Origin of the sequence: Paralimibaculum aggregatum (assembly GCF_030270585.1) — a bacterium.
GTDB lineage: Bacteria > Pseudomonadota > Alphaproteobacteria > Rhodobacterales > Rhodobacteraceae > Thermohalobaculum > Thermohalobaculum aggregatum.
The window spans coordinates 1-19,884 of sequence record NZ_BSYI01000016.1; the positions used below are offsets into that span (position 1 = coordinate 1).

Consider the following 19,884-nt stretch of genomic DNA (forward strand, 5'->3'; position numbering starts at 1 on the left):
CATCCCGATCAAGCCGGTAGTCCCATTCTGCCCGGTGCACCGCGCTCAGCGGGTCGTCGGGGCGGATCTCGAAACGCTGCGCCACGCTGTTGGCGATGCCGAGCCCGTGGGCGCCGCGCCAGCCGCCGAAATCGTCGGCGGTCTCCAGCACCAGCCTGCCGGTCTCGTCGACGAAACGGCGGCTCTCGGCCCGCGACGTGCCGAATTCCGTGACATCCGGCGGCGGCGCGGGGCGCACCGGATCGGGCGCGCCCTGCCCCGCCGCGCCCTGCCCCGCCGCGCCCTGCCCCGCCGCGCCGCGGCGCACCGGCAGGTGCAGCCGGCAGCCCGCGAGATCGAGCCGCACCCGCGCCCGTTCCGGCGCCGGCCAGAGCACCGGCCAGTAGCTCGTGGACAGTGCCAGCCGCAGCCGGTGGCCCGGAGCAAGGGCATGGCCGCAGGCGTTGAGCGGGATCTCGGTGCGATAGAGCCGGCCGGGCACCAGCCTCTCCGGCGCGGCGAAGCCGGCATGGGCGCAGAGGTTGCGCGGGCGGTAGCTGATCCGCTGCGAGACACCGTCCGGCGCCACGTCGCAGAGCCGCGCGCAGAGCTGGGCCACCGGGCGGTCGACGCTGAAGGCGAGCTCCAGCACCGGGCGGCCGAGCAGCGCGAGCGGCGCCGCGAGCGGCGCGGTGTCGAAGCAGAGCGACAGCGCGTCGTCCGCCGCCTGGTCGCCGGCCAGCTCGTGGTCGATCCGCATCCCCGGGCAGAAATAGGCGGCCGCCGCGCCGAGGGTGAGCGGCGTGTCGACCTCCGCGGTGCCGGCACCGGGCCCCGGCGCCAGCGCGCCCTCGTGCAGATGCAGCACCTCCCCGGCAAGCGCCGGCGACGGCCACGCCGCCTCGGCCACCCAGGCGCCCCGGCGGGGCTTGAGCCGCGGCGACGGTGCGTCGTGCTCCTGCAGATAGGCGCGGACCGCGGGCAGCCGCTCCGCCCCGGTCGGGCGCCCGTCGAGCCAGTGGCCGAACCAGCGGACCGCCTCGCCGGGGAAATCCGCGGCCGGGCCGACCCGCGCAATATGCGGATACTTGTGATCCCACGGCCCGATCAGCGCGCGGGCCGGCACCGGGAGGTTCTCCACGAGGGCCAGCGGGGCGTTGAGATAGGCATCCGCCCAGCCGCCGATCGCCAGCACCGGGACCTCGATCGCCGACCAGTCCTCGCAGACCGAGCCGCGCCGCCAGTAGGCATCCCGCGCCGGGTGGCGCAGCCATTCGGCCGCGAGGAAGGGCGTGCCCTCCAGCCGCTCGAGCCAGCGCGCGCGCCAGTCCTCGCGCAGCGCGGGATCCGGCGGGCGCGTGTTGTAGGCGGTCATCTGCGCGCCCCAGTTGAAGTTGTCGGTCAGCAGGCAACCGCCCATGTAGTGGATGTCGTCGGCGAAGCGGTCCACCGTCGAGCAGACGGTGACCACCGCGCCGAGCGCCGGCGGGCGCCGCGCCGCCAGCTGCAACCCGTTGAAACCGCCCCAGGAGATGCCGACGATGCCGACCCGCCCGGTGCACCAGGGCTGCTCCGCCATCCAGTCGAGCACCGCCTCGCCGTCGGAGAGCTCCTGCTGGGAATACTCGTCGTCGAAGGCCCCGTCGCTGTCGCCGGTTCCGGCGATGTCGACCCGCAGGCAGGCGAAGCCATGCGCGGCGAAGACCGGATGGGTGCCGGCATCGCGGGGCGCCGTGCCGTCGCGCTTGCGATAGGGGAGGTATTCGAGGATCCCCGGCCAGGGCCCCTGCCCGGCGGGCCGCCAGGCCCGGGCGGCGAGGCGCCGGCCATCCGGCAGCGGCACCCAGAGATGGTCTACGATCCGGATCCTGTCCGCCATGCGCGCCTCCCCTGGCCAACCGGAAGCCTGAGGCGGGTGGAGGGGATTGGCAAGCGCCGGCTGGCTCTGTACGCCAAACGATGGCGCAGGCGGAATGGGGGCCGCGGTGCGCCGGGGAGACCACTATGCTGCTTGCACAGATTTCCGACCTGCACATGCGGCGCGACGACCGGCCGCTTTCCGGCGCGGTGCAGACCCGGCCCTTCACCGAGGCGGCGATCGCGGCGGTCGCGGCGCTCGCGCCGGATGCCGTGGTGATCACGGGCGACCTGGCCGACACCGGCACCGCGGAGGAATACGCGATGCTGCGCGAGGCGCTGGCCCCGCTCGCGATGCCGCTCTTCGTGATCCCCGGCAATCACGACGACCGGGAGGGGCTGCGCGCCGCCTTCGCCGGGCGCTGCGCGCTGCCGCCGACCGGTCCGCTCGACTGGGTTGCCGATCTCGGCCCGCTGCGGCTGATCGGGCTCGACAGCCTGGTGCCGGGCATGCCGCATGGCGAGGTCGCGCCGGAGAGCCTGGCCTGGCTCGAGGCGCGGCTGGCGGAGGACCCGCGGCCGACCATTGTGGCCGTGCACCATCCGCCCTTCGCCATCGGCATCCCGGCGATGGACCGGATCGGCTGCCGCAATGGCGATGCGCTGGCCGCGGTGATCGGCCGCCACGCCCATGTCGAGCGGGTGATCTCGGGGCATGCGCACCGGCCGATCCAGGCCCGATGGGCCGGCACGCTGGGCCTGATCGCGCCCTCGGTGGCGCATCAGGTGGCGCTCGGCTTCGCCGATGCCGCGCTGCCGCACTGGATCCTCGAGCCGCCGGCCCTGCTGCTGCATCGCTGGAGCGTGAACGGCGGCCTGGTGACGCATACGGTCTATGTCGACGACTATGGCGGCCCGCAGCCGGTGGTGCCGGATGCGGCAGAGCAGAACAGCTGAGGCAGGCACGGGAGGCGGAGATGCAGGAACTTGCGGGCAAGGCGGCGCTGGTCACGGGCGCGAGCCGGGGCATCGGAGCGGCGGCGGCGCGCGCGCTGGCAGCGGCCGGTGCAGGGGTCGTGCTGGCGGCGCGGAGCCTCGGACAGTCCGAGGCGGTGGCGGCAGAGATCCGCGCGGCGGGCGGCCATGCCGAGGCGGTGGCCTGCGACGTGGCGGATTATGCGCAGGTCGCGGCCGCGGTGGCGCGCGCCCAGGCGGCGTTCGGCCGGCTCGACATCCTGGTGAACAATGCCGGGCTGATCGACCCGATCGCGCGCCTTGCCGACAGCGATCCGGCGGGCTGGGGGCAGGTCGTCGATGTCAATCTCAAGGGGGTCTATCACGGGCTGCGCGCGGCGATCCCGGCGATGGAGGCTGCCGGCGGCGGGGTGATCGTCAACATCAGCTCCGGCGCCGCGGTGAGCGCGCTCGAGGGCTGGAGCCACTACTGCGCGACCAAGGCCGCGGTGCTCTCGCTGACCCGCTGCGCGCAGAAGGAATACGGCCCCCTCGGGATCCGCACGGTGGGGCTGAGCCCGGGCACCGTGGCCACCGGGATGCAGCGCCAGATCAGGGCCTCGGGGATCAACCCGGTCAGCCAGATCGACTGGGAGGCGCATATCCCGGCCGACTGGGCGGGCCGGGCGGTGGCCTGGCTCTGCACCGCGGATGCGGCCGAATTCGCCGGGGAGGACGTTTCGCTCCGCGAACCGGACATCCGCAAGCGAGTCGGTCTCATCTGATTCGAGTCGGCCGGACCGCCCTGTCACGATCGCCGGGTAGGTTTTGATTCGGATCAATTCGACAATCTTTCGAAGCGTTTACAAGGGCCAATCGAGGCAGGATCATGGCAAGCCTGCCTTATTGTTGCGGGCCGCATTGCTTTCTGCAAAGCGGCTCGCGCGCTCATATATCAGCGATGACCCGGAACACGCGTAGGTTGTCCCGCTGCACGAATTTTCGGCCCGGGATCAACGGCGGTGTTTTTTGCATGCAGGATTTCCTGTAGATTTTCCCCATCAAGGATCAAGGGGATCGGCTCTCAGGTGGGCGAGAGCTTCCCCAGTCGGTAGTGTGTCTGGCCAAAGAGTAGAGTGTTTGTGTGGTCGACTGCGCGCTGAAGAGTTGGGAGACTCCCAGCGCAATCGAACTCATCAGACTTCGTCGTAGGCCCGGGGCTTGACCCCGCCAAGGCAGCTGCCGATGGCCCGTCGCCATCCGGTGCGGGCCGTGTGCGATGGAGCGGAGGGTTCAGCGTGACCGGATCGAGCAATACCTACTACATCCAGGCCGAGCACATGTCCGACTACGGGTTCAAGACGACCTGGGGGCGGAACGCGTCGAACGACAAGTTCGTCAAGCTCAGCGGCCACGAGGGCAAGCTCTGGAAGACCTTCGACGGCCAGTCCGGCACCTATGAATTCAAGATCAAGGTCCAGGACGAGAACGACGGGCAGAGCACCCTGCGGATCAAGATCGACGGCGAGGTGGTCGGCACCATCACCCTCGACAAGGACAACAACGGCGGCGGCTCCGACAACGGCTACTTCACCTCGCACAGCCTCAACGGGATCGAGATCCCGAACGGCGCCAAGATCGAGATCGAGGCGCGCTGCGACGGCGGCGAGTATGTCCGCATCGACAAGATCGAGCTCAAGCGCACCGGCGACATTCCCACCTCCGACGACAGCGGCAGCGATGGCGGCGACGGCGGTGACGGCGGCGGCGAGGTCTGCCTGCTGCACGAGAAGTTCAACGACAGCCACGGCTATGTCGAGAACGACTTCAAGCACTACTATGGCGGGGTCAAGACCTATGGCGGCCGCGACGGCGCGCTGGAGCTGAAGGCGGTCAGCCTCGACGGCTTCACCAATGCCAAGCTGACCTTCCAGGCGGTGGTGCTCAACGGCGGCTTCGAGGCCTCGGGCAGCGGCGCCGACGAGTTCGCCGTCTATATCGTCACCGAGACCGGCGAGGAGATCCTGCTCGACGTGTTCCGCGGCAACGGCAACGTGCTGATCGGCTCGATCACCGGCCAGCGCCTCGACACCTCGCTCGACACCCTGACCTACGACCTGCCCGAGGGCATCACCTCGGCCAGCGTGCGCTTCGAGTCCGACATCTCCTATTGCACCGAGATCATCTGGATCGACAACGTCAAGATCTGCGCCGAGGAGGGCGACACCCCGCCGCCGCCGCCGCCGCCCCCGCCGGGCACCGCGCCGGATTGCGAGCTCTTCGACCAGACCGCCGACGGCACCCAGCTCAAGGCCGGCGATGGCGGCGTGCTGGCGATGTCCGGCGTCACCTTCACCGCGATCCGCGCGCAGGACATGGCCTCCAACGGCGGCGACGGCCTCTACAACGACGCGATGATCTTCGACAGCGGCAACCCGACCGGCGGCGACTGGGACCTGGCGCACAACGATCTCGGCAACATCCTGATCATCTCCGAGGACGGCGACAGCAGCGACCCGGACGACAATGCGATCGGCGGCCAGATCGTCGCCGAGCTCGACGTGCCCTCCACGGTGCACGAGGTCATGGTGCTCGACACCGAGACGAAGAACGGCGCGACCATCGACCTGTTCGACGAGAACGGCGTGCTGCTCGCCTCCTTCCCGGTGCCGCAGATCACCGATGGCGGCCGCCAGGTGGTCGGTCTCGGCGATACCGAGGGCGTCAAGACGGTGGTGTTCAACTTCAAGAGCTCCGGCGCGATCGACAAGTTCTGCTTCACGCCCGATGACGCGCCGACGCTCGGCTCGATCTCGGGCCGCTACTTCTGCGACAAGAACGGCAACAGCCTCGACGATGACGAGCCGGGCGTGGCGGGCCGCGAGGTCAAGCTGCTCACCGCCGGCCTCGACGGCGTCTTCGGCACCGGCGACGACGTGATCGAGGCCACCACCAGCACCGACGATACCGGCGGCTACAGCTTCGGCGATCTCGACGCGGGCGAGTATGCGGTGATGATCGACGGCGAGCGCTACGTGACGCAGGACGTCGACGGCAACGCCTCCGACGACATCGACTCGGATGTCGACGGCAGCGGCATGACCGGGGCGATCACGGTCGCCGCGGGCGAGGACGTGACCGACATCGATGCCGGCACCGCCTGCTTCGAGGTGCCGGCAGACGGGCGGATCGGGGCGACCAGCCTGATCTCGGCCTCCGGCGGGGCCCGGCTCGACGCGATCGACAACCAGGGCACCACCGCCTACGACGCCATCACCGACACCTTCACCATGTCGGCCGCGGCCTCGCAGATCTACACCATGGCCGACGGCCTGCCTGCGCTGACCGGCTCCGGCCTCCACGGGATCCGCGTCGAGCTCAACATCGAGGTGGACGGCAACGGCGATCTGGTCGACGGCGCCTCGAGCACCTCGACGACCGGCTTCACCGGCTTCTTGGTCTGGGAGGATGCCGACGACAACGGCAGCTTCGACGACAGCATCGACACGATCATCCTCGCGGGCGACGTGCTGGCGCTCGGCGCGGAGAACTCCACCGACACGCCCACCGGCCAGACCCCGACGGTGAACGACATCGACAACTACGATGTTCTGGTGGAGGTCACCGGCGGCACGCTGGCGCCCAAGTTCGACGCGATCATCGGCATGGGCTGGTCGAGCGAGGCCTCGAGCTTCGACGACAGCTTCCAGGTCGATTTCGCCGGCGAGGCCAAGGCGGTGATCGGCGATGTCGACATCGACTGCGTCTGTGTCTGAACCTTCGCGAGGCGGGCGGGCGATCGCCCGCCTCGTTTCGGGCCGGAACGTAACGGACCGGGACAGTGGCGCCAGCGACAAGCGGTTGCGGCGACACGGAAAACCCGGTATCCTTCGAAACCAGTGTGTTATGAGGTATCCGACCATGGGCTTGCAGGGTGTTACCAGGGCCATTGCCATCGGGGCGGTTGCCGTTCTGGGGCTGGGTTTGCCCGCGGTGGCTGCGCCGATCACTTTCATGGGGCAGCTTGTCGAAGGCCAGAACGTGCCGGATCTCGGCACCGGCTCCTTCAACTTCAGCTGGAACGGGTCGGCCTTCACGGCAACGACCAACACCCAGGTCGGCTTCGCGGGCGGAGTGGCTTCGGGCGCCTATCAGGACGGCATCGACTCCGACGCGGTTGATACCTCGGCGACCTACAGCCGCCAGAACCTGATGATCGGCTTCGGCTTCGACGGCACCACCGTGACCAACAGCGGGGTTCTTCTGGACCCGTTGGATGCCGACAATGCCGGGCTGGTCCTCACGGGCTGCAATCAGAGCACGCACACCCCGATCGACTGCCTGTTCGATGGCAGCACGCAGGAGACCCTGCTCGTGGCCGATGCGGTCGGCGTCGGCTTCATCCCCGGCTCGGGCAGCCCGACCCTGCAGATCCTCTGGGAGATCACCGGCGGCACGCTGGCCGGAGAGTTCGCGGGGAACTTCACCACCGAGGGCGACCCGCTGCTCGACAACTACATGATCGGGCAGTATGTCAGCACCGGTTTCCCCGGCAATTTCGACAACCCGTTCTCGAGCGGGACCGCGACGGTCGATCACCAGGGCGTCTTCGTCCTGCCGATCCCGCCGGCGCTGCCGATGCTGCTCGGCGCGATGGGGCTGCTCGGCTTCCTCGGATACCGGCGCAGGGCGTCCGGCACCGCCTGAGCCCGCCCCCGCCGGAGCCCACCCCCGCCGGAGGCAGTGCAAGGCCGCTCGCAAGGGCGGCCTTTTTCATGTTCCCGCAGCTTTTCCGTCGACAGCGCCGCCCGTGCAGGGACAAATGTTCCAACGGCAGCGCGCAGACGGAGGCAGCGCCATGGAGGATGACCGGGCGGCGGCGGCCGTGATCCCCGAAACGGGGCCCCTGCCCTGCCGCCTCGGCGCGCCGGCGGGCGCAAGGGCCGCGCTGGGGCTTGTCGTGCTGCAGACCGACGAGACCATCGAGGCCGAGTTTCGCCGCCTGCTGCCGGAGCCGGACGTGGCGCTGCATGTCTCGCGGGTGCCCATGGCGGCCGGCGTCGATCTCGCGAGCCTCGCCGCGATGCAGGGCGCGCTGGCGGCGAGCGCCGGGCTCCTGCCGGCGCGGCGCTTCGCGGCGGTCGGCTATGGCTGCACCTCGGGCGCCACGGTGATCGGGCCGGAGCGGGTGGCGGCGCTGCTGCACGAGGGCGCCCGGACGGCGGCCACGGCAACGCCCATCGAGGCGGTGATCTCGGCCTGCCACCGGCACGGGATCGCCCGGCTCGCCCTCGTCACGCCCTATCTGCCGGAGGTCTCGGCGCGCATCGTGGAGCGGCTCGAGGCAGCCGGCATCGCGGTCGTCCGGCTCGCCTCCTTCGAGCAGGGCGACGATCCGACGGTGGCCCGCATCGCCCCGGCCTCGATCCGCGATGCCCTCGTCGCCACCGGCGCCGGCGCGGTGGACGGGGTCTTCGTCTCCTGCACCAATCTCCAGACGTTGGGGGTGATCGCCGAGGCGGAAGCGGCGCTCGGCAAGCCGGTGATCGCCTCCAACGCCGCGCTCGCCTGGGCGCTGCGCGGACATGCCGGGCTCGGCCCGCTGACCGGGCTCGGACGGCTGATGGCCGGCCCCGCCTTCCGCCCCGATGCCGCCCGCCCCGCCCGCTTCCGCGACGACGCCTGAACCGCCATCTTCCGCCCCGCCGCGGGACGCGGTAAGCCGGTGCCAACGATCTTTCCCGCCGCAGCCGCGGCAAGCCCAGCCCGAAAGGACCTGCAGACGTGCTCGAGGACAAACCCGGCCTGATCGATGAAATCCGCGACCGCTTCGCCCATGTCGAGAGCTGCCCGTTCACCGGCCCGCGCATCTTCTTCGAGAATGCCGGTGGCGCGCTGACGCTGAAATCCGTCGTCGAGCGCAGCGCCCACTATGCCGCGATCCCGGACAACCAGGGCCGCGACAACCCGGCCGCGAAGGCGCTGATGGCGACCATCGCCGAGGCGCGCATGCTGACCAAGCGCTTCTTCAACGTGGAGGCCGGGCAGATCTTCGTCGGCGAGAGCGGCACCGAGCTGCTCTTCCGCCTGATCTCCACCGCCTGCATGGGTGTCGGCCCCGGGCGCCCGGGCGGGCGCGTGCTGAGCTCGACGCTGGAGCACCCGGCCTCGCGCAGCGCCGCGCACCGCTGGTCGGAGGCCGCCGGCATGGCGCATGTGCTGGCGGCGCATGACGATGCCACCGGAACCGTGACGGCGGAGCACTACCGCCCGCATCTCGGGCCGGACCTGCGCGTCGCCACCATCATCCACACCTCGCCGGTGACCGGCATGGGGGTCGACATCGCCGCCATCGCGCGGGAGATCCGGGCCGCCGCGCCGGACTGCCTGATCATCGTCGACGGCATCCAGCACGCCGCCCATGGCGGGATCGACCTCGCGGCCGCGGATATCGACGGCTACGCGATCTCGCCCTACAAGGTGTTCTCGCGGCACGGCTACGGCATCGCCTGGGCCTCGGACCGGCTGACTGCCCTGCCCCGCAACGCACTCGACGGCGGGCCGGCGGAGAACTGGGAGCTCGGCACCCGCGACACCGGCGCCTATGCCACCTTCGCCGAGGTGATCCGCTATCTCGACTGGCTCGGCGGCGCGGTCTCCGACGAGACCGAGCCGCGGGCGCGGCTCGAGGCGGCAGCGGCGGCGATCCACGCGCATGAGCACCGGCTGACCGAGGCGATGCTGCATGGCACCGGCAATCATGGCGGGCTGGCCGGGATCGAGGGCGTGCGGATCCTCGGCGGGGTCGAGAACCCGGCGCGCGAGGGGCTCGTCTCGTTCTGGATCGAGGGGCGGCCCTCGCCGGAGATCGTCGCGGCGCTGAACGCGCGCGGCATCCGCACCCATACCCGCAAGGACGACCACTATTCCGGCAACGTCCTCGTGCCGCTCGGCCAGCCGGACTGCGTGCGCGTCTCGCTCTGCCACTACAACACCACGGCGGAGGTGGCGCGCTTCCTCGAGGCGATGCGCGAGATCGCCGGGGGCTGAGGCGCGGGCAAGGGGCAACACCACAGACAGGGAGGGAGACCCATGCGGTTGCAGGACAGGACGGCGCTCGTCACCGGCGCGGCCTCGGGCTTCGGGCGCGAGATCGCCCGGCGCTTCGCGGCGGAGGGCGCGCGCGTCGCGGTGCTGGATCTCAATGGCGCGGGCGCGGCCGAGGTCGCCGGCGAGATCGGCGGCAACGCGCTGGCGGTGACCTGCGACGTCACCGACGGCGCGGCGGTGGCCGGCGCCTTCGCGCAGGTCGCCGATGCCTTCGGGCGGGTCGAGATCGTGGTGAACAATGCCGGCTGGAGCCACCCCAACGGGCCGCTCCTCGATGTCGACTACGCGACCTTCCGCAAGGTCTATGCGGTGAATGTCGACTCGATCTTCCACATGACCCATGCCGCGGTGCCGCACTGGCGCGAGGCGGGCGGCGGCGTGATGCTCAACATCGGCTCGACCGCCGGCATCCGCCCGCGCCCCGGCCTCACCTGGTACAACTCCTCGAAGGGCGCGGTGAACCTGATGACCCGCTCGCTGGCGGTGGAGCTGGCGCCGGACCGGGTGCGGGTGAACGCGATCGCCCCGGTGATGGGCGAGACGGCGCTGCTCGAGACCTTCATGGGCGTGCCGGACACGCCGGAGAACCGCAAGCGCTTCCTCGCCACGATCCCGCTCGGGCGGCTCTCGACCCCGGCGGACATTGCCAATGCCGCGCTCTATCTCTGCTCCGACGAGGCCGATCTCGTCACCGGCGTGGTGCTGGAGGTGGATGGCGGCCGCACCATCTGACGCGGCGCGGCGGGGCGGCGCCCCGGCAGCCCGGCGCTGGCGGCGATGGCCGGCCGCGCCCGCCCGCCGTCAGCCGCCCTGGCGCGCCGCGAGCGTGCGGAAGAAGCGCTCCACCGCCTCGGTCGCGGAGAAATCCCGGTTGGTCTGCCCGACGATGCGGGTGCCGAGCCGCGAGGGCCGCGCGCCGGGCCAGGTATGCCCGCCGCCCTCCACCACATAGTGCAGCAGCGGCGCGGCGCAGGCGCGGTAGGTGCGCAGCTCCACCGTCGAGCCATCGGCCGGGTCGCGGTCCGGCAGCGGGCGCACGTCGTAGCCGGCGCAGCGGTTGCGCGCGGCCAGCCGCTCGAGGCTCTCGGCGATCGGGCGCACCCAGCCGCGGTCGCGGATCAGCGGGTTCCAGCCGCCGATGCGCCCGCCCTCCGGCGGCACGATGGTGTCGTCGGTGCCGTGGATCACCAGCACCGGCCGCGGCGGCCCGTCGGGGCAGGCATAGCTCCAGGGGAAGCTGGCGATGGCGACCGCGGCGCCGGCCACCAGGTCCGGCGCCTCGCAGAGCAGCCGCAGCACCATCATGCCGCCGATCGACGGGCCGGCGAAATAGACCCGCGACGGGTCGATCCGCCCGGCCGCGGCAAGCCGCCCGATCAGCGCGCGCAGGAAGCCGATATCGTCGGCGGTGTCGTAGGGCCGCCCGGCATGGTCGGTGCGCCCGTCGTTCCAGTCTCCCTCGGCGCGGGCGGCGGGCCAGAGCACCACCCAGCCCTCGCGCGCGAGGCCGACCCGGGCCTTGCGGCGCACGGTGCGCGGCCCGGCCAGCCCGCCATGCAGCGCCACCAGCACCGGCGCGTTGCGCACGTTGCGCGGCGCATCCATCAGCGCCTCGCGCGCCACCCCCTCATGCACCAGGGTGACGCGCCGGGTCTCGACGGCGCCGCCGGGCCCCGCGAACAGTGCGGCGAGCAGCGCCAGCAGGGCGACGGGCGCGAGAGGCAGATGCGGCATGAGGCGGCTCCATCCGGCGTTGCAGACACCAACGAAACTGGGGTCGGCGGCGCGCGATGTCGAGGGGGGAGCCGCTGCCTGGGGACGCCGGGAGGGGATGGAGCGGGCGATCGGGATCGAACCGACGACATTCAGCTTGGGAAGCTGACGTTCTACCACTGAACTACGCCCGCGCTCAGCGCTACCTACGACGGCGCGGTTTTGCCGTCAAGCGGCTGGCGCGCCTGCCCGTGCGCCAGCCGTCACCGCCTGGCTCAGGCGAACCACCAGCGCTCGATGAAGCGCCCGCCGTCGAGCGCATAGTTCGACGACACCTCCGGCCCGTGGGCGATACGGTCCGACATCGCATCGACGAAATTCGCGAAGCCCCAGACCAGCGCGCCGCCCAAGTCGCGCAGGATGCCCTGCATCTCGCCGTAGATCTCGGCGCGGAGCGCGCTGTCGGTCTCGGCCCGGCCCATGGCGAGGAGCTGGTCGAAGCGCTCATGCGAGAAATGCGTGTCGTTCCAGTTGGCGCCGGAGGCATAGCCCTGCGCGAACATCCAGTCGCAGGTCGGCCGCCCGCCCCAATAGGCGGCGCACCAGGGGCGCTTCAGCCAGATGTTCGACCAGTAGCCATCCGCCGGCACCCGCTCGACGCGCATGTTGATGCCGGCCTTCGCGAGCTGGCCCTGCATCAGCACCGCCGCATCGGTCGCCCCGGCATAGGCGGCGTCGGAGGCCGCGAGCACCAGTTCCTCGCCGCCATAGCCGGCCTTCTTCAGGTGATGCCGCGCGCGGTCGAGATCCTGCACCCGCTGGGGCAGATCGGCGTGGAAGGGCACCGAGGGCGCGATCGGATGATCGTTGCCGAGCGTGCCGTGCCCCCTGAGCACCCGCGCCATCAGCGCCTCGCGATCGACCGCATGCTTGATCGCCAGCCGCAGGTCGTTGTTGTCGAAGGGCACCATGTCGGTGCGCATCGGGGTGGTGTAGTGCAGGAAGCCGGTGGATTCCTCGATCCGCAGCCCGGGGCGCCGGCCGAGCAGGTCGGCGGTCTTGAGATCCACCCGGTTCATCAGGTCGACCTTGCCCGTGGCCAGCGCCGCCGCCCGCGCCGCGGCATCGCCGACAAAGAGGATCTCGACCTCGTCGAAATGCGCGCGGCCCGCCTTCCAGTGGTCGTCGCGGCGGCGCAGCACGGTGCGCACCCCGGGCTCGAAGCTCTCCAGCACGTAGCCGCCGGTGCCGACATAGTCGCGCCAGTTCGCCCTGCCGCCCTCGGCGGGCATAAGCAGCAGGTGGTAGTCGGCCATCAGATAGGGGAAATCGGCATTCGGCCCGTCGAGCACGAAGCGCAGGATGCCGTCCTCCGGCGCCTCGATGCGGGCGATCCCGGCCACCACGTCGCGCGCGGCGGAGGTCGAGCCCTCGCCCCGGTGGTGGTCGATCGAGGCGGCGACATCCGCCGCGGTGAGCCTGCGCCCGTCGGAGAAGGTCACGTCCCGGCGCAGGCGGAAGGTCCAGGTGGCGGCGTCGGGCGTGCTCTCCCAGCTCTCGGCGGCATCGCCCACCAGTTCGCCCGAGGGGGCGATCTCGGTCAGCGTGGAATGCGTCGCGAAGCCCACCGCGATCATGTAGTTGTCGGCATAGCCCTGCGGGTCGAGCGTGTCGGAGGTCGAGCCCTCGGCGATCGCCACGCGCAGCCGCCCGCCCGGCTTCGGCCCGGTGGCGCGCGCCGGCGCGGCGAAGGCGGCGCCAAGGGCCAGCGCGCCGGCCCCTTCGATGAAGCCCCGGCGGGTGGTGGTGTGGAAGGCGGACATGGGCAGTCTCCCGGATGGTTGCTGCAATGCGGGAGGCGAGACCTAGCCGCTCGGGCGCGCCCTGTCACGCGGAGCCGGGTTCCGTCAGGTGAGCGAAGGCCGCGCGCAGCCGGGCGATGAAGGCCGCCGCATTGGCCAGCATCGGCGCATCGTCCACCTCCGGCACCGCAACGCCCCGCGCGGCGCAGAGCGGCGCGAGATGGTCGGCGAGGCGCCCGCCCTCCGCCGCCAGCGCCCGCGCCGCCTGCTTCAGCAGCCCCTGCGCCTCGCCGAGCGGCATCTCGCGGGCCAGCGCGAAGGCCAGCGCCTCGGCCCGCGCCGCGCCGCCGCCCGCCTCCAGCATCGCCGCCATGCGCGCCGGCCGCGGCGCGAGGCTGCCCGCCAGGTCGCCGGCGTGCAGCAGCCCCGCGCCGGTCGCCAGCAGCATCTGCGGCAGCACCGGCCATTCGAGGCTCCAGGCGGCGGCGTCGCGTTCCTCGGTGTGCAGCAGCGCGCCCGCCATGGTCGCCGCCGCGCCGGCATTCTGCCGCCCGAGCGCCACCAGCGTCTCGGCGAGCACCGGATTGGCCTTCTGCGGCATGGTGGAGGACCCGCCGCCCTCGCCCGCGGTCATCTCCCCGATCTCGGAGCGGCCCATCAGCATGAGATCCGCGCCGATGCGCGCCAGCAGGCCGGAGACCATGGCGAGCCAGTTGGCCAGCTCCACCACGCCGTCCCGCTCGGTGCCCCAGGGCTTCGCCGCCGGGGCGAGGCCGAGCGCGTCGGCCAGCGCATCCATCGCCGCCGGGCCGGCCTCCCCCAGCACCGAGAGATTGCCCACCGCGCCGCCGAAGGGCACCACGAGCAGCCGCGGGCGCAGCTCCGCCAGCCGGTCGAGGCAGCGCCCGAGCGGCGCCGCCCAGGCGGCGATGCGCAGGCCCAGCGTGGTCGGCGCCGCGATCTGGGAGCGGGTGCGCCCGGCCATCGCCAGCGTGGCATGGGCCTCGGCCGCCGCCAGCAGCGCGAGGGTCAGCCGCCGGAGCCGCCGCTCGAGGATCTCCAGCACCGGCCGCAGGCGCAGCAGCAGCGCGCCGTCCAGCACGTCCTGCGAGGTGGCGCCCCAGTGCACATGGCTGCCATGCGGCCCCGCCGCCGCGCGCAGCCGCGCCACCAGCGCCGGCACCGGAACGCCCGCCGAGCGGGTGCCGGCGGCCAGCTCCTCCGGCGCCACGGTGAGCCCGTCGAGCGCCGCCGCGATCGCCGGGCCCGCCGCCGCCGGGATCAGCCCGAGCCGCGCCTCGACCTCCGCCAGCGCCGCCTCGTAGCGGATCATCGCGGCGATCTCGGCCTGCGGCGTGAGGTGGGCGGCGATCTCCGGGTCGCCGAAGAGGCCGGCATAGACCGGGCTGTCGGAAAGGCTCGTGCTCATCTCTGCCTCCTGCGGATCGGCGCGGACCGGGCGCCCGGCACGCCCGACTCCTAGCGCCGCCGCCGCCATCCCGAAACCGTTCCGGCGGGCTTGCGCGCCGTTCACGGTGGAATTTCGCGGTCCGGCGCCTGCGGCAACCGCCGGGGCGGCGCCAGGGTCTCCGCCAGGCGGGGATGGCGGCGGCCAGCCGAAACGCCGCGCAACCTGTCGTCGCATCCCCCCTTCCCGACCAAGGCAAGGCTAGGCGCTCACGGCCACCGGGAACCTGGGCGAGTCGCCGGACCCGGGCCGGGTCGCACCGATCGCATCGCGGTTCCTCCGCGAGCGTCCGCGCAGGAGCGCGCCAAGAACCCGGCAACCGTCCGCCAGCGCCATCGCCTCTCGGGGCGCAAGCCGATGGCAACCTCGGCCTGCGCCGCAGACCATATCGACGATCCGGCCCCCCTGCCCGCAGCGCGGGATCTGCCGATCCGCCATATCGGCTGCAGGCGCTCGATTGCCCGGCAACGCGGTCCCCCGCCGGGAGGGGTCGTCCGGCAGCGGGCAGATCGCAGAACGGCCGGGACGCAGGACAGGCCCAGCGGGCTCGCCGTCAGGCTGCGTCGGCTAGAAGGGCCGCTGCAACGGGAGATTTCGGTGCCGACGCGGTGCGCCGGATCCGGATGACTGTACAGACCTGCTGCCGATGGCAGCTCCGTGGCGGCAAAGGGCAAGTACGCCATGGCGCGAACCAACCGACGGCAGACGATGCCGATGGTGGAGCCGCCCCCGGCGCTTATAAATCCCCGCACGGAGGAGCCCTATCCGTTGACGCCGACGATGCATCGACCAAAGCTTCAGCGGTGCAGCAGGTCACGACGGTGGCGAAGAGGGCTGCAGGCATGGGCCGAAGCTTCGAGAATACGCGATGGAGACCGCGAGGGCGGCGACGATGGCGGGCCAAGGTGCTGTGAACCGGATGGCAGCAGTGTGCACGAGCAATATGCAGAACACCGTCGCCAGCCCCTCCGGTGCGGCGAAGGCGCGGTCGGCGATCAGCGCGGCGCGGGGGGGGCGAACGCGAGCCCTCTGCGGCTCTCTGCACGGGGCGCCTGCGCGCCGCCGGCCGAGACACGGTCGGGGAACGGCATCTGGCCGCGGATCGCGGCGATGTCCGCCGCCCCCGCCCCGGCCCGCGCCGGAGTTCGGCGGCACATGATCGGGCGCCAGCGTTTCCTGCAGCGCCCACGGCGGCACGAGGCAGATCGGCACGGTGCGCAGCGCCTGTCCGAGCCCGGCGCGCGGCTCGGCGGCGCGGCAGAGATGCGGGACAGCTCCAGCGAATTGGCGTGGCCGACCATACTGGCGAGGCCGATCCCGGCATTGCAGGCGACCCGATGAAGGCCAACCGCCTCGGCGCCAATCATGCCGCCGATCGCCAGCCTGCCGCCACGTTCCACGAGCGCCTGCACGGCGCTGATGCCGGCCAGCGGCGCGCGCACCCCCCCCGGCTCCAGGGCCGCAGCCGGCGAGCCAGGGCGGCACGGAGAGCATCCCGGGCGAGACGATGGCACGTGGATGCGCAACGGTCAGCAGTTTCTGCGCGGCGATCTGGGCACTTGTGATGGCAGTGGTGCCGCGCCTCCGGCTCTTTCGCATGGCGCACCCGGCCTGCACAGCGGCGCCGGGCAGGACGGAGTGATCCGCCGCCGGCAGCGCGATCGTCCCGGCGACCTGCGCATCAACGATGGCAGCCGCGGTGGCGGCGGCGATGGCGAACGGAAACCGGCGGGCCAGAAGTGCCAAATCCGTACGGGCCGAAGCGCAGAGGTAACCTCAAGATCTGCATTGCGCCCGGAGTTCGGCTGCTGGCGGAGGTCGTGCTCGGCGCGTGCCCTCTAGATCTCGCCGCGGGCCTTCGCGGCGGGGAGATCGATGGCAGCTGCCTCCATGCTGCGCGGCCTCCCGCGTCGGATGGCTGAAGTGGCAACGTCTCTGCTCCATGCGCACCCGATGCCGGCCCTCGGGGTGGCCCGGGTCGCGTCCGCCGTGAAGCCGGTGCGCGAGGACTGCCATCGCCGGGCGGCGCGGCTGCATGCCGCCAGCGCGGTCTCCAGGCCCGGCCCGGTGCGGGTCGGCGGCGCCTCGGGAGCCAGTGCAGACCGCGCAGGCAAGGATGTCATGGGCGCCAGCGAGGGCAAGGGCCTCGCCATCGCGCCGCTCGGCGCGGGGGCACCCGGCCGATGCCCATCTCTCGCAGCTTCGCGCGGGCAGCGGTGGGCAGGGCCGCGCGGTGAACCTCGCCGTCGGCATCGACGGCCGGCGACTTGCCGATGCCATGTTGATCGCGGGCGATGCGGTGGCGGTGCCGATCCGCGGGGGTTTGCCTTGGGCGCTGATGGTGCCCTGCCTCGTCTCCTCGCTGGGGAGTGGCGGTCCATCTCTCCACCTGGATGCGGCCCTCGCCGACCCATGCGGGCTCGGCCATCGGCAGGGACACCGGCGAGAGGCGGCGCGGTGGGCGCCTTGTGCAGGTGGTGGGCGGCATGGGCTCCGAGGGCGGCACCATGGCGGCCACTGCCGGCCGCCTCGAGGCGCTGTTCCAGCGCTGCCCGGCTACCAGGAGGGCGATCGCGATTTGGCAGCGCTTCAGAGGCTGGCCGCGCCGCACCCGGCCGGTTGGTGCCGCCGGGCGATGGCGGCGCCGGCCATGGGAGCGCCGCGGCAAGCATCGCCAGGGTGGCGAAACCGGTCGCCGTGCCACGTGCATGTGGTGGACTGCATGGGCTGCGAGGGCGGCACCGCGGCGGCCGGTGCTGGCCGCCACGCGGCGCTGGTCCCGCGCAGCCCGGCTACCCGGCGGGCGATCGCGGTCGGGCGGCGCTTCGGAGGCTGGCTGCGCCGCGCTCGGCCGCTTCGTGCCGCGGGGCGATGCCGGGGCCGGCCATGGCAGTGCGGCGGCATGCATCGCCGGGGTGGCGAAACTGGTCGCCGTGCCACGTACGGATGGTGGATGGCATGGACTGCGATGGCGGCACCGCGACGGCCGGTGCAGACCGCCACGCGGCGCTGTTCCCGCGCAGCCCGGTTACCAGGCGGGCGATCTCGATCGGGCGGCGCTTCGGGAACCTGCGGCGCCGGGCCCACCGTGCCGCGCTCGGTCGCTTCGTGCCGCGGGGCGATGCCGGCGCCGGTCGTGGCGGCGCGGTGGCAAGCACTTCCGGGGTGAGGAAACCGGTTGCCATGGCGCCCGGCGGCGGGGTGCTGGCGGCGATCCGGGCCGCGCGATGCCACGGCCCGGGTGGCTCCCGGGGCGCGTCTTGCCGTCAGCCTTCGCCGCGCAGCAGCCGCGCGCCGGGACCGTCCGGCCAGGCGACCAGCCCCTGCCCCGCCACGCGGGCGCGGCCGAGCAGGATCCAAGGATCGTCCACGGAGCCGATCTCGCGATCCACCCGGAACCGCCCGGGATGCGCATCGGCCAGATCGCGCACCGTCAGCCCGCTCTCGAAGCGCCCGGCCAGCAGCCCCTCGGCCACCGCCATGGTGGAGGGCGCCTCGATCTGCTCCGCCCAGGCGGAAAGATCGGCATAGCCGCGGGTCGCGGGCTGCAGCGCGATGCTGCGCGGGCGCGCGATCCCGGCCCGGGTGAGGATCGCGAGCGCCCGGCTCGACGAGATGAAGGTGTCGACCACATGGATGCCGTGGCTGAAATGCGCCTCCGCCACCACCGCCGCGCAATCGGCATGCACCGCCGCCATCAGCAGGAGATCCGCCTCTCCGGCCGCGATCCGGGCAAGCGCCGCGAAGAAGTCGTCGACCAGGCCCAGCCGCGCGCGCCCGGCCCCGTGAAAGGCGAGATAGCGCCGTGCCACCAGCGCGTGGTTGGTGCCCTCCGGCCCGAGGGTGAGGAGATGCGGCGCCTGCCTGCCCGTCATGGCCGTTTCCCTTCCGCGGCATGCCCCGCGCGTCGGTTTGAGGTTTGTCAGACCGCGGGGGATGGGGCATAAGGCGCAGCCGTGACGGCCTCGTCCAGAGGCCGCGGGGAAAAACGCCACACCGAGGGAGGATTCGGGAGATGACGCAGTTTTTCAGGGCGCTGGTCGCGGGGGCGATGGTTGCCGCAATCGGCGCCGGCTCGGCCATGGCCGAGACGCGGATCACCTACAAGTCCGCCAAGACCGCCTCGTCCTACTACCAGATGGCGGTGCAGATCGCCGAGGCGATGAAGCAGGGCTCCGGCGGCGAGATCATCGTCACCGTCGAGGAGTCCCAGGGCTCGGTGCAGAACGTGATGGAGACGCGCGCCCGCGGCGGCGATTATGTCTTCACCACGCCCCCGGTGCTGGTGAAGCTCGCGCAGGGCGGCAAGGCGATGTTCGAGGGCAAGGGCAGCCCGAAATTCGACGAGATCCGCGCGCTCTTCCCGATCCCCTCGCTGACCATGCATTTCGTCGTGCGCGACGATGCCGGGATCGAGGATTTCGCCGGGCTCGAGGGCAAGAAGATCCTGATCGGCAAGGGCTCCTTCGGCGCGCGCGAGGGTGCGAAATACCTCGAGCTCTTCGGCCTCGAGGGCAAGGTGGAGCTGGTCGATGTCGAGCTCTCCAACGCCGTCGCCGCGCTGAAGAACGGCCAGATCGACGGTTTCGTCACCGCCGGCAGCTTCCCCGCGCCCAACGTGATCGAGGCCGCCGCCTCGACCGGGGTCACGGTGCTCTCGCTCTCCGACGATCAGATCGCCGAGACCAAGCGCACCCGGCTGGTGATCCCTGCCGGCACCTATGCCGGGCAGGAGGCGGACATCGTCACCACCTCGCTGCCGGTCGTCGCCTACACCACCACCGCGATGGACGACGAGACCGCCTATCAGCTCACCAGGACCTACTGGGAGCAGAAGGCCGCCATGGGCGAGGACTCCGCCTGGTGGAACGGGGTCGATGCCGGGCTGCTGCAGAACATCACCGGCAAGATCCACCCCGGCGCCGCGCGCTACTACGACGAGGCCGGCATCGCGCTGACCGACGCGCAGCGCTGATCCGGGCGCTCCCGCGGGCTGGCGCT

Annotated in this window: 14 protein-coding genes and 1 tRNA gene; 8 read left to right on the forward strand and 7 right to left on the reverse strand. The window is 72.0% G+C overall.

Annotated features, from left to right (window positions below; translation table 11 throughout):
- A partial coding sequence (locus tag QSJ97_RS11370) for a CocE/NonD family hydrolase (RefSeq protein ID WP_285671882.1) occupies positions 1-1,858 on the reverse strand: 1,858 nt, incomplete at its 3' end.
- 125 nt (positions 1,859-1,983) lie between these two features.
- On the opposite strand from QSJ97_RS11370, the gene QSJ97_RS11375 reads away from it, so the two are divergent.
- The 7 genes from QSJ97_RS11375 to QSJ97_RS11405 all read left to right on the forward strand — a co-directional run bounded on the left by QSJ97_RS11375 (position 1,984) and on the right by QSJ97_RS11405 (position 10,632).
- A complete protein-coding gene (locus tag QSJ97_RS11375; RefSeq protein WP_285671883.1) occupies positions 1,984-2,793 on the forward strand; it encodes a phosphodiesterase in 810 nt (269 codons plus the stop codon).
- Between the two features lie 20 nt (positions 2,794-2,813).
- The gene (locus QSJ97_RS11380; protein WP_285671884.1) at positions 2,814-3,575 is read left to right on the forward strand and encodes an SDR family NAD(P)-dependent oxidoreductase; all 762 of its coding nucleotides are present in this window, start codon (positions 2,814-2,816) and stop codon (positions 3,573-3,575) included.
- Between the two features lie 513 nt (positions 3,576-4,088).
- Positions 4,089-6,566: an SdrD B-like domain-containing protein gene (locus tag QSJ97_RS11385; RefSeq protein WP_285671885.1), complete on the forward strand. Its 2,478-nt coding sequence runs from the start codon at positions 4,089-4,091 to the stop codon at positions 6,564-6,566.
- Positions 6,567-6,804: 238 nt separating this feature from the next.
- Positions 6,805-7,497 carry a hypothetical protein gene (locus tag QSJ97_RS11390; protein WP_285671886.1) on the forward strand — a complete coding sequence of 231 codons (693 nt, stop codon included), beginning with the start codon at positions 6,805-6,807 and terminating at the stop codon, positions 7,495-7,497.
- Between the two features lie 151 nt (positions 7,498-7,648).
- Positions 7,649-8,476, forward strand: a complete 828-nt coding sequence (locus tag QSJ97_RS11395; RefSeq protein ID WP_285671888.1) for a maleate cis-trans isomerase family protein — start codon at positions 7,649-7,651, stop codon at positions 8,474-8,476.
- A 98-nt stretch (positions 8,477-8,574) separates the two neighbouring features.
- Entirely contained in the window at positions 8,575-9,840 is a 1,266-nt protein-coding gene (locus QSJ97_RS11400) for an aminotransferase class V-fold PLP-dependent enzyme (RefSeq protein ID WP_285671889.1), read from the forward strand.
- Positions 9,841-9,882: 42 nt separating this feature from the next.
- On the forward strand, positions 9,883-10,632 hold the full coding sequence (locus tag QSJ97_RS11405; RefSeq protein WP_285671890.1) for an SDR family oxidoreductase: 750 nt from the start codon (positions 9,883-9,885) through the stop codon (positions 10,630-10,632).
- A gap of 69 nt (positions 10,633-10,701) precedes the next feature.
- On the opposite strand, the gene QSJ97_RS11410 is transcribed toward QSJ97_RS11405, so the two are convergent.
- From QSJ97_RS11410 to QSJ97_RS11435, 6 genes are all read right to left on the reverse strand, one after another.
- Positions 10,702-11,634 (reverse strand): CE1 family esterase, encoded by a 933-nt coding sequence (locus tag QSJ97_RS11410; RefSeq protein ID WP_285671891.1) that lies wholly within the window; start codon positions 11,632-11,634, stop codon positions 10,702-10,704.
- A 98-nt stretch (positions 11,635-11,732) separates the two neighbouring features.
- A tRNA-Gly gene (locus QSJ97_RS11415) sits at positions 11,733-11,807 on the reverse strand.
- A gap of 81 nt (positions 11,808-11,888) precedes the next feature.
- The gene (locus QSJ97_RS11420; RefSeq protein ID WP_285671892.1) at positions 11,889-13,436 is read right to left on the reverse strand and encodes an ABC transporter substrate-binding protein; all 1,548 of its coding nucleotides are present in this window, start codon (positions 13,434-13,436) and stop codon (positions 11,889-11,891) included.
- 64 nt (positions 13,437-13,500) lie between these two features.
- Positions 13,501-14,844 (reverse strand): lyase family protein, encoded by a 1,344-nt coding sequence (locus QSJ97_RS11425; RefSeq protein WP_285671893.1) that lies wholly within the window; start codon positions 14,842-14,844, stop codon positions 13,501-13,503.
- Between the two features lie 1,034 nt (positions 14,845-15,878).
- Positions 15,879-16,325: a hypothetical protein gene (locus QSJ97_RS11430; RefSeq protein WP_285671894.1), complete on the reverse strand. Its 447-nt coding sequence runs from the start codon at positions 16,323-16,325 to the stop codon at positions 15,879-15,881.
- 1,824 nt (positions 16,326-18,149) lie between these two features.
- Positions 18,150-18,758 carry a hypothetical protein gene (locus tag QSJ97_RS11435; protein WP_285671895.1) on the reverse strand — a complete coding sequence of 203 codons (609 nt, stop codon included), beginning with the start codon at positions 18,756-18,758 and terminating at the stop codon, positions 18,150-18,152.
- Between the two features lie 140 nt (positions 18,759-18,898).
- On the opposite strand from QSJ97_RS11435, the gene QSJ97_RS11440 reads away from it, so the two are divergent.
- Positions 18,899-19,858: a TAXI family TRAP transporter solute-binding subunit gene (locus QSJ97_RS11440; RefSeq protein ID WP_285671896.1), complete on the forward strand. Its 960-nt coding sequence runs from the start codon at positions 18,899-18,901 to the stop codon at positions 19,856-19,858.
- Positions 19,859-19,884: the final 26 nt, after the last annotated feature.

Bases quoted from the DNA above. Each gene is read 5' to 3' on its own strand.
- QSJ97_RS11375 (WP_285671883.1), top strand. From the start codon at position 1,984: ATGCTGCTTGCACAGATTTCCGACCTGCACATGCGGCGCGACGACCGG.
- QSJ97_RS11380 (WP_285671884.1), top strand. From the start codon at position 2,814: ATGCAGGAACTTGCGGGCAAGGCGGCGCTGGTCACGGGCGCGAGCCGG.
- QSJ97_RS11390 (WP_285671886.1), top strand. From the start codon at position 6,805: ATGGGGCAGCTTGTCGAAGGCCAGAACGTGCCGGATCTCGGCACCGGC.
- QSJ97_RS11395 (WP_285671888.1), top strand. From the start codon at position 7,649: ATGGAGGATGACCGGGCGGCGGCGGCCGTGATCCCCGAAACGGGGCCC.
- QSJ97_RS11405 (WP_285671890.1), top strand. From the start codon at position 9,883: ATGCGGTTGCAGGACAGGACGGCGCTCGTCACCGGCGCGGCCTCGGGC.
- QSJ97_RS11410 (WP_285671891.1), bottom strand. From the start codon at position 11,634: ATGCCGCATCTGCCTCTCGCGCCCGTCGCCCTGCTGGCGCTGCTCGCC.
- QSJ97_RS11420 (WP_285671892.1), bottom strand. From the start codon at position 13,436: ATGTCCGCCTTCCACACCACCACCCGCCGGGGCTTCATCGAAGGGGCC.
- QSJ97_RS11425 (WP_285671893.1), bottom strand. From the start codon at position 14,844: ATGAGCACGAGCCTTTCCGACAGCCCGGTCTATGCCGGCCTCTTCGGC.
- QSJ97_RS11435 (WP_285671895.1), bottom strand. From the start codon at position 18,758: ATGACGGGCAGGCAGGCGCCGCATCTCCTCACCCTCGGGCCGGAGGGC.
- QSJ97_RS11440 (WP_285671896.1), top strand. From the start codon at position 18,899: ATGACGCAGTTTTTCAGGGCGCTGGTCGCGGGGGCGATGGTTGCCGCA.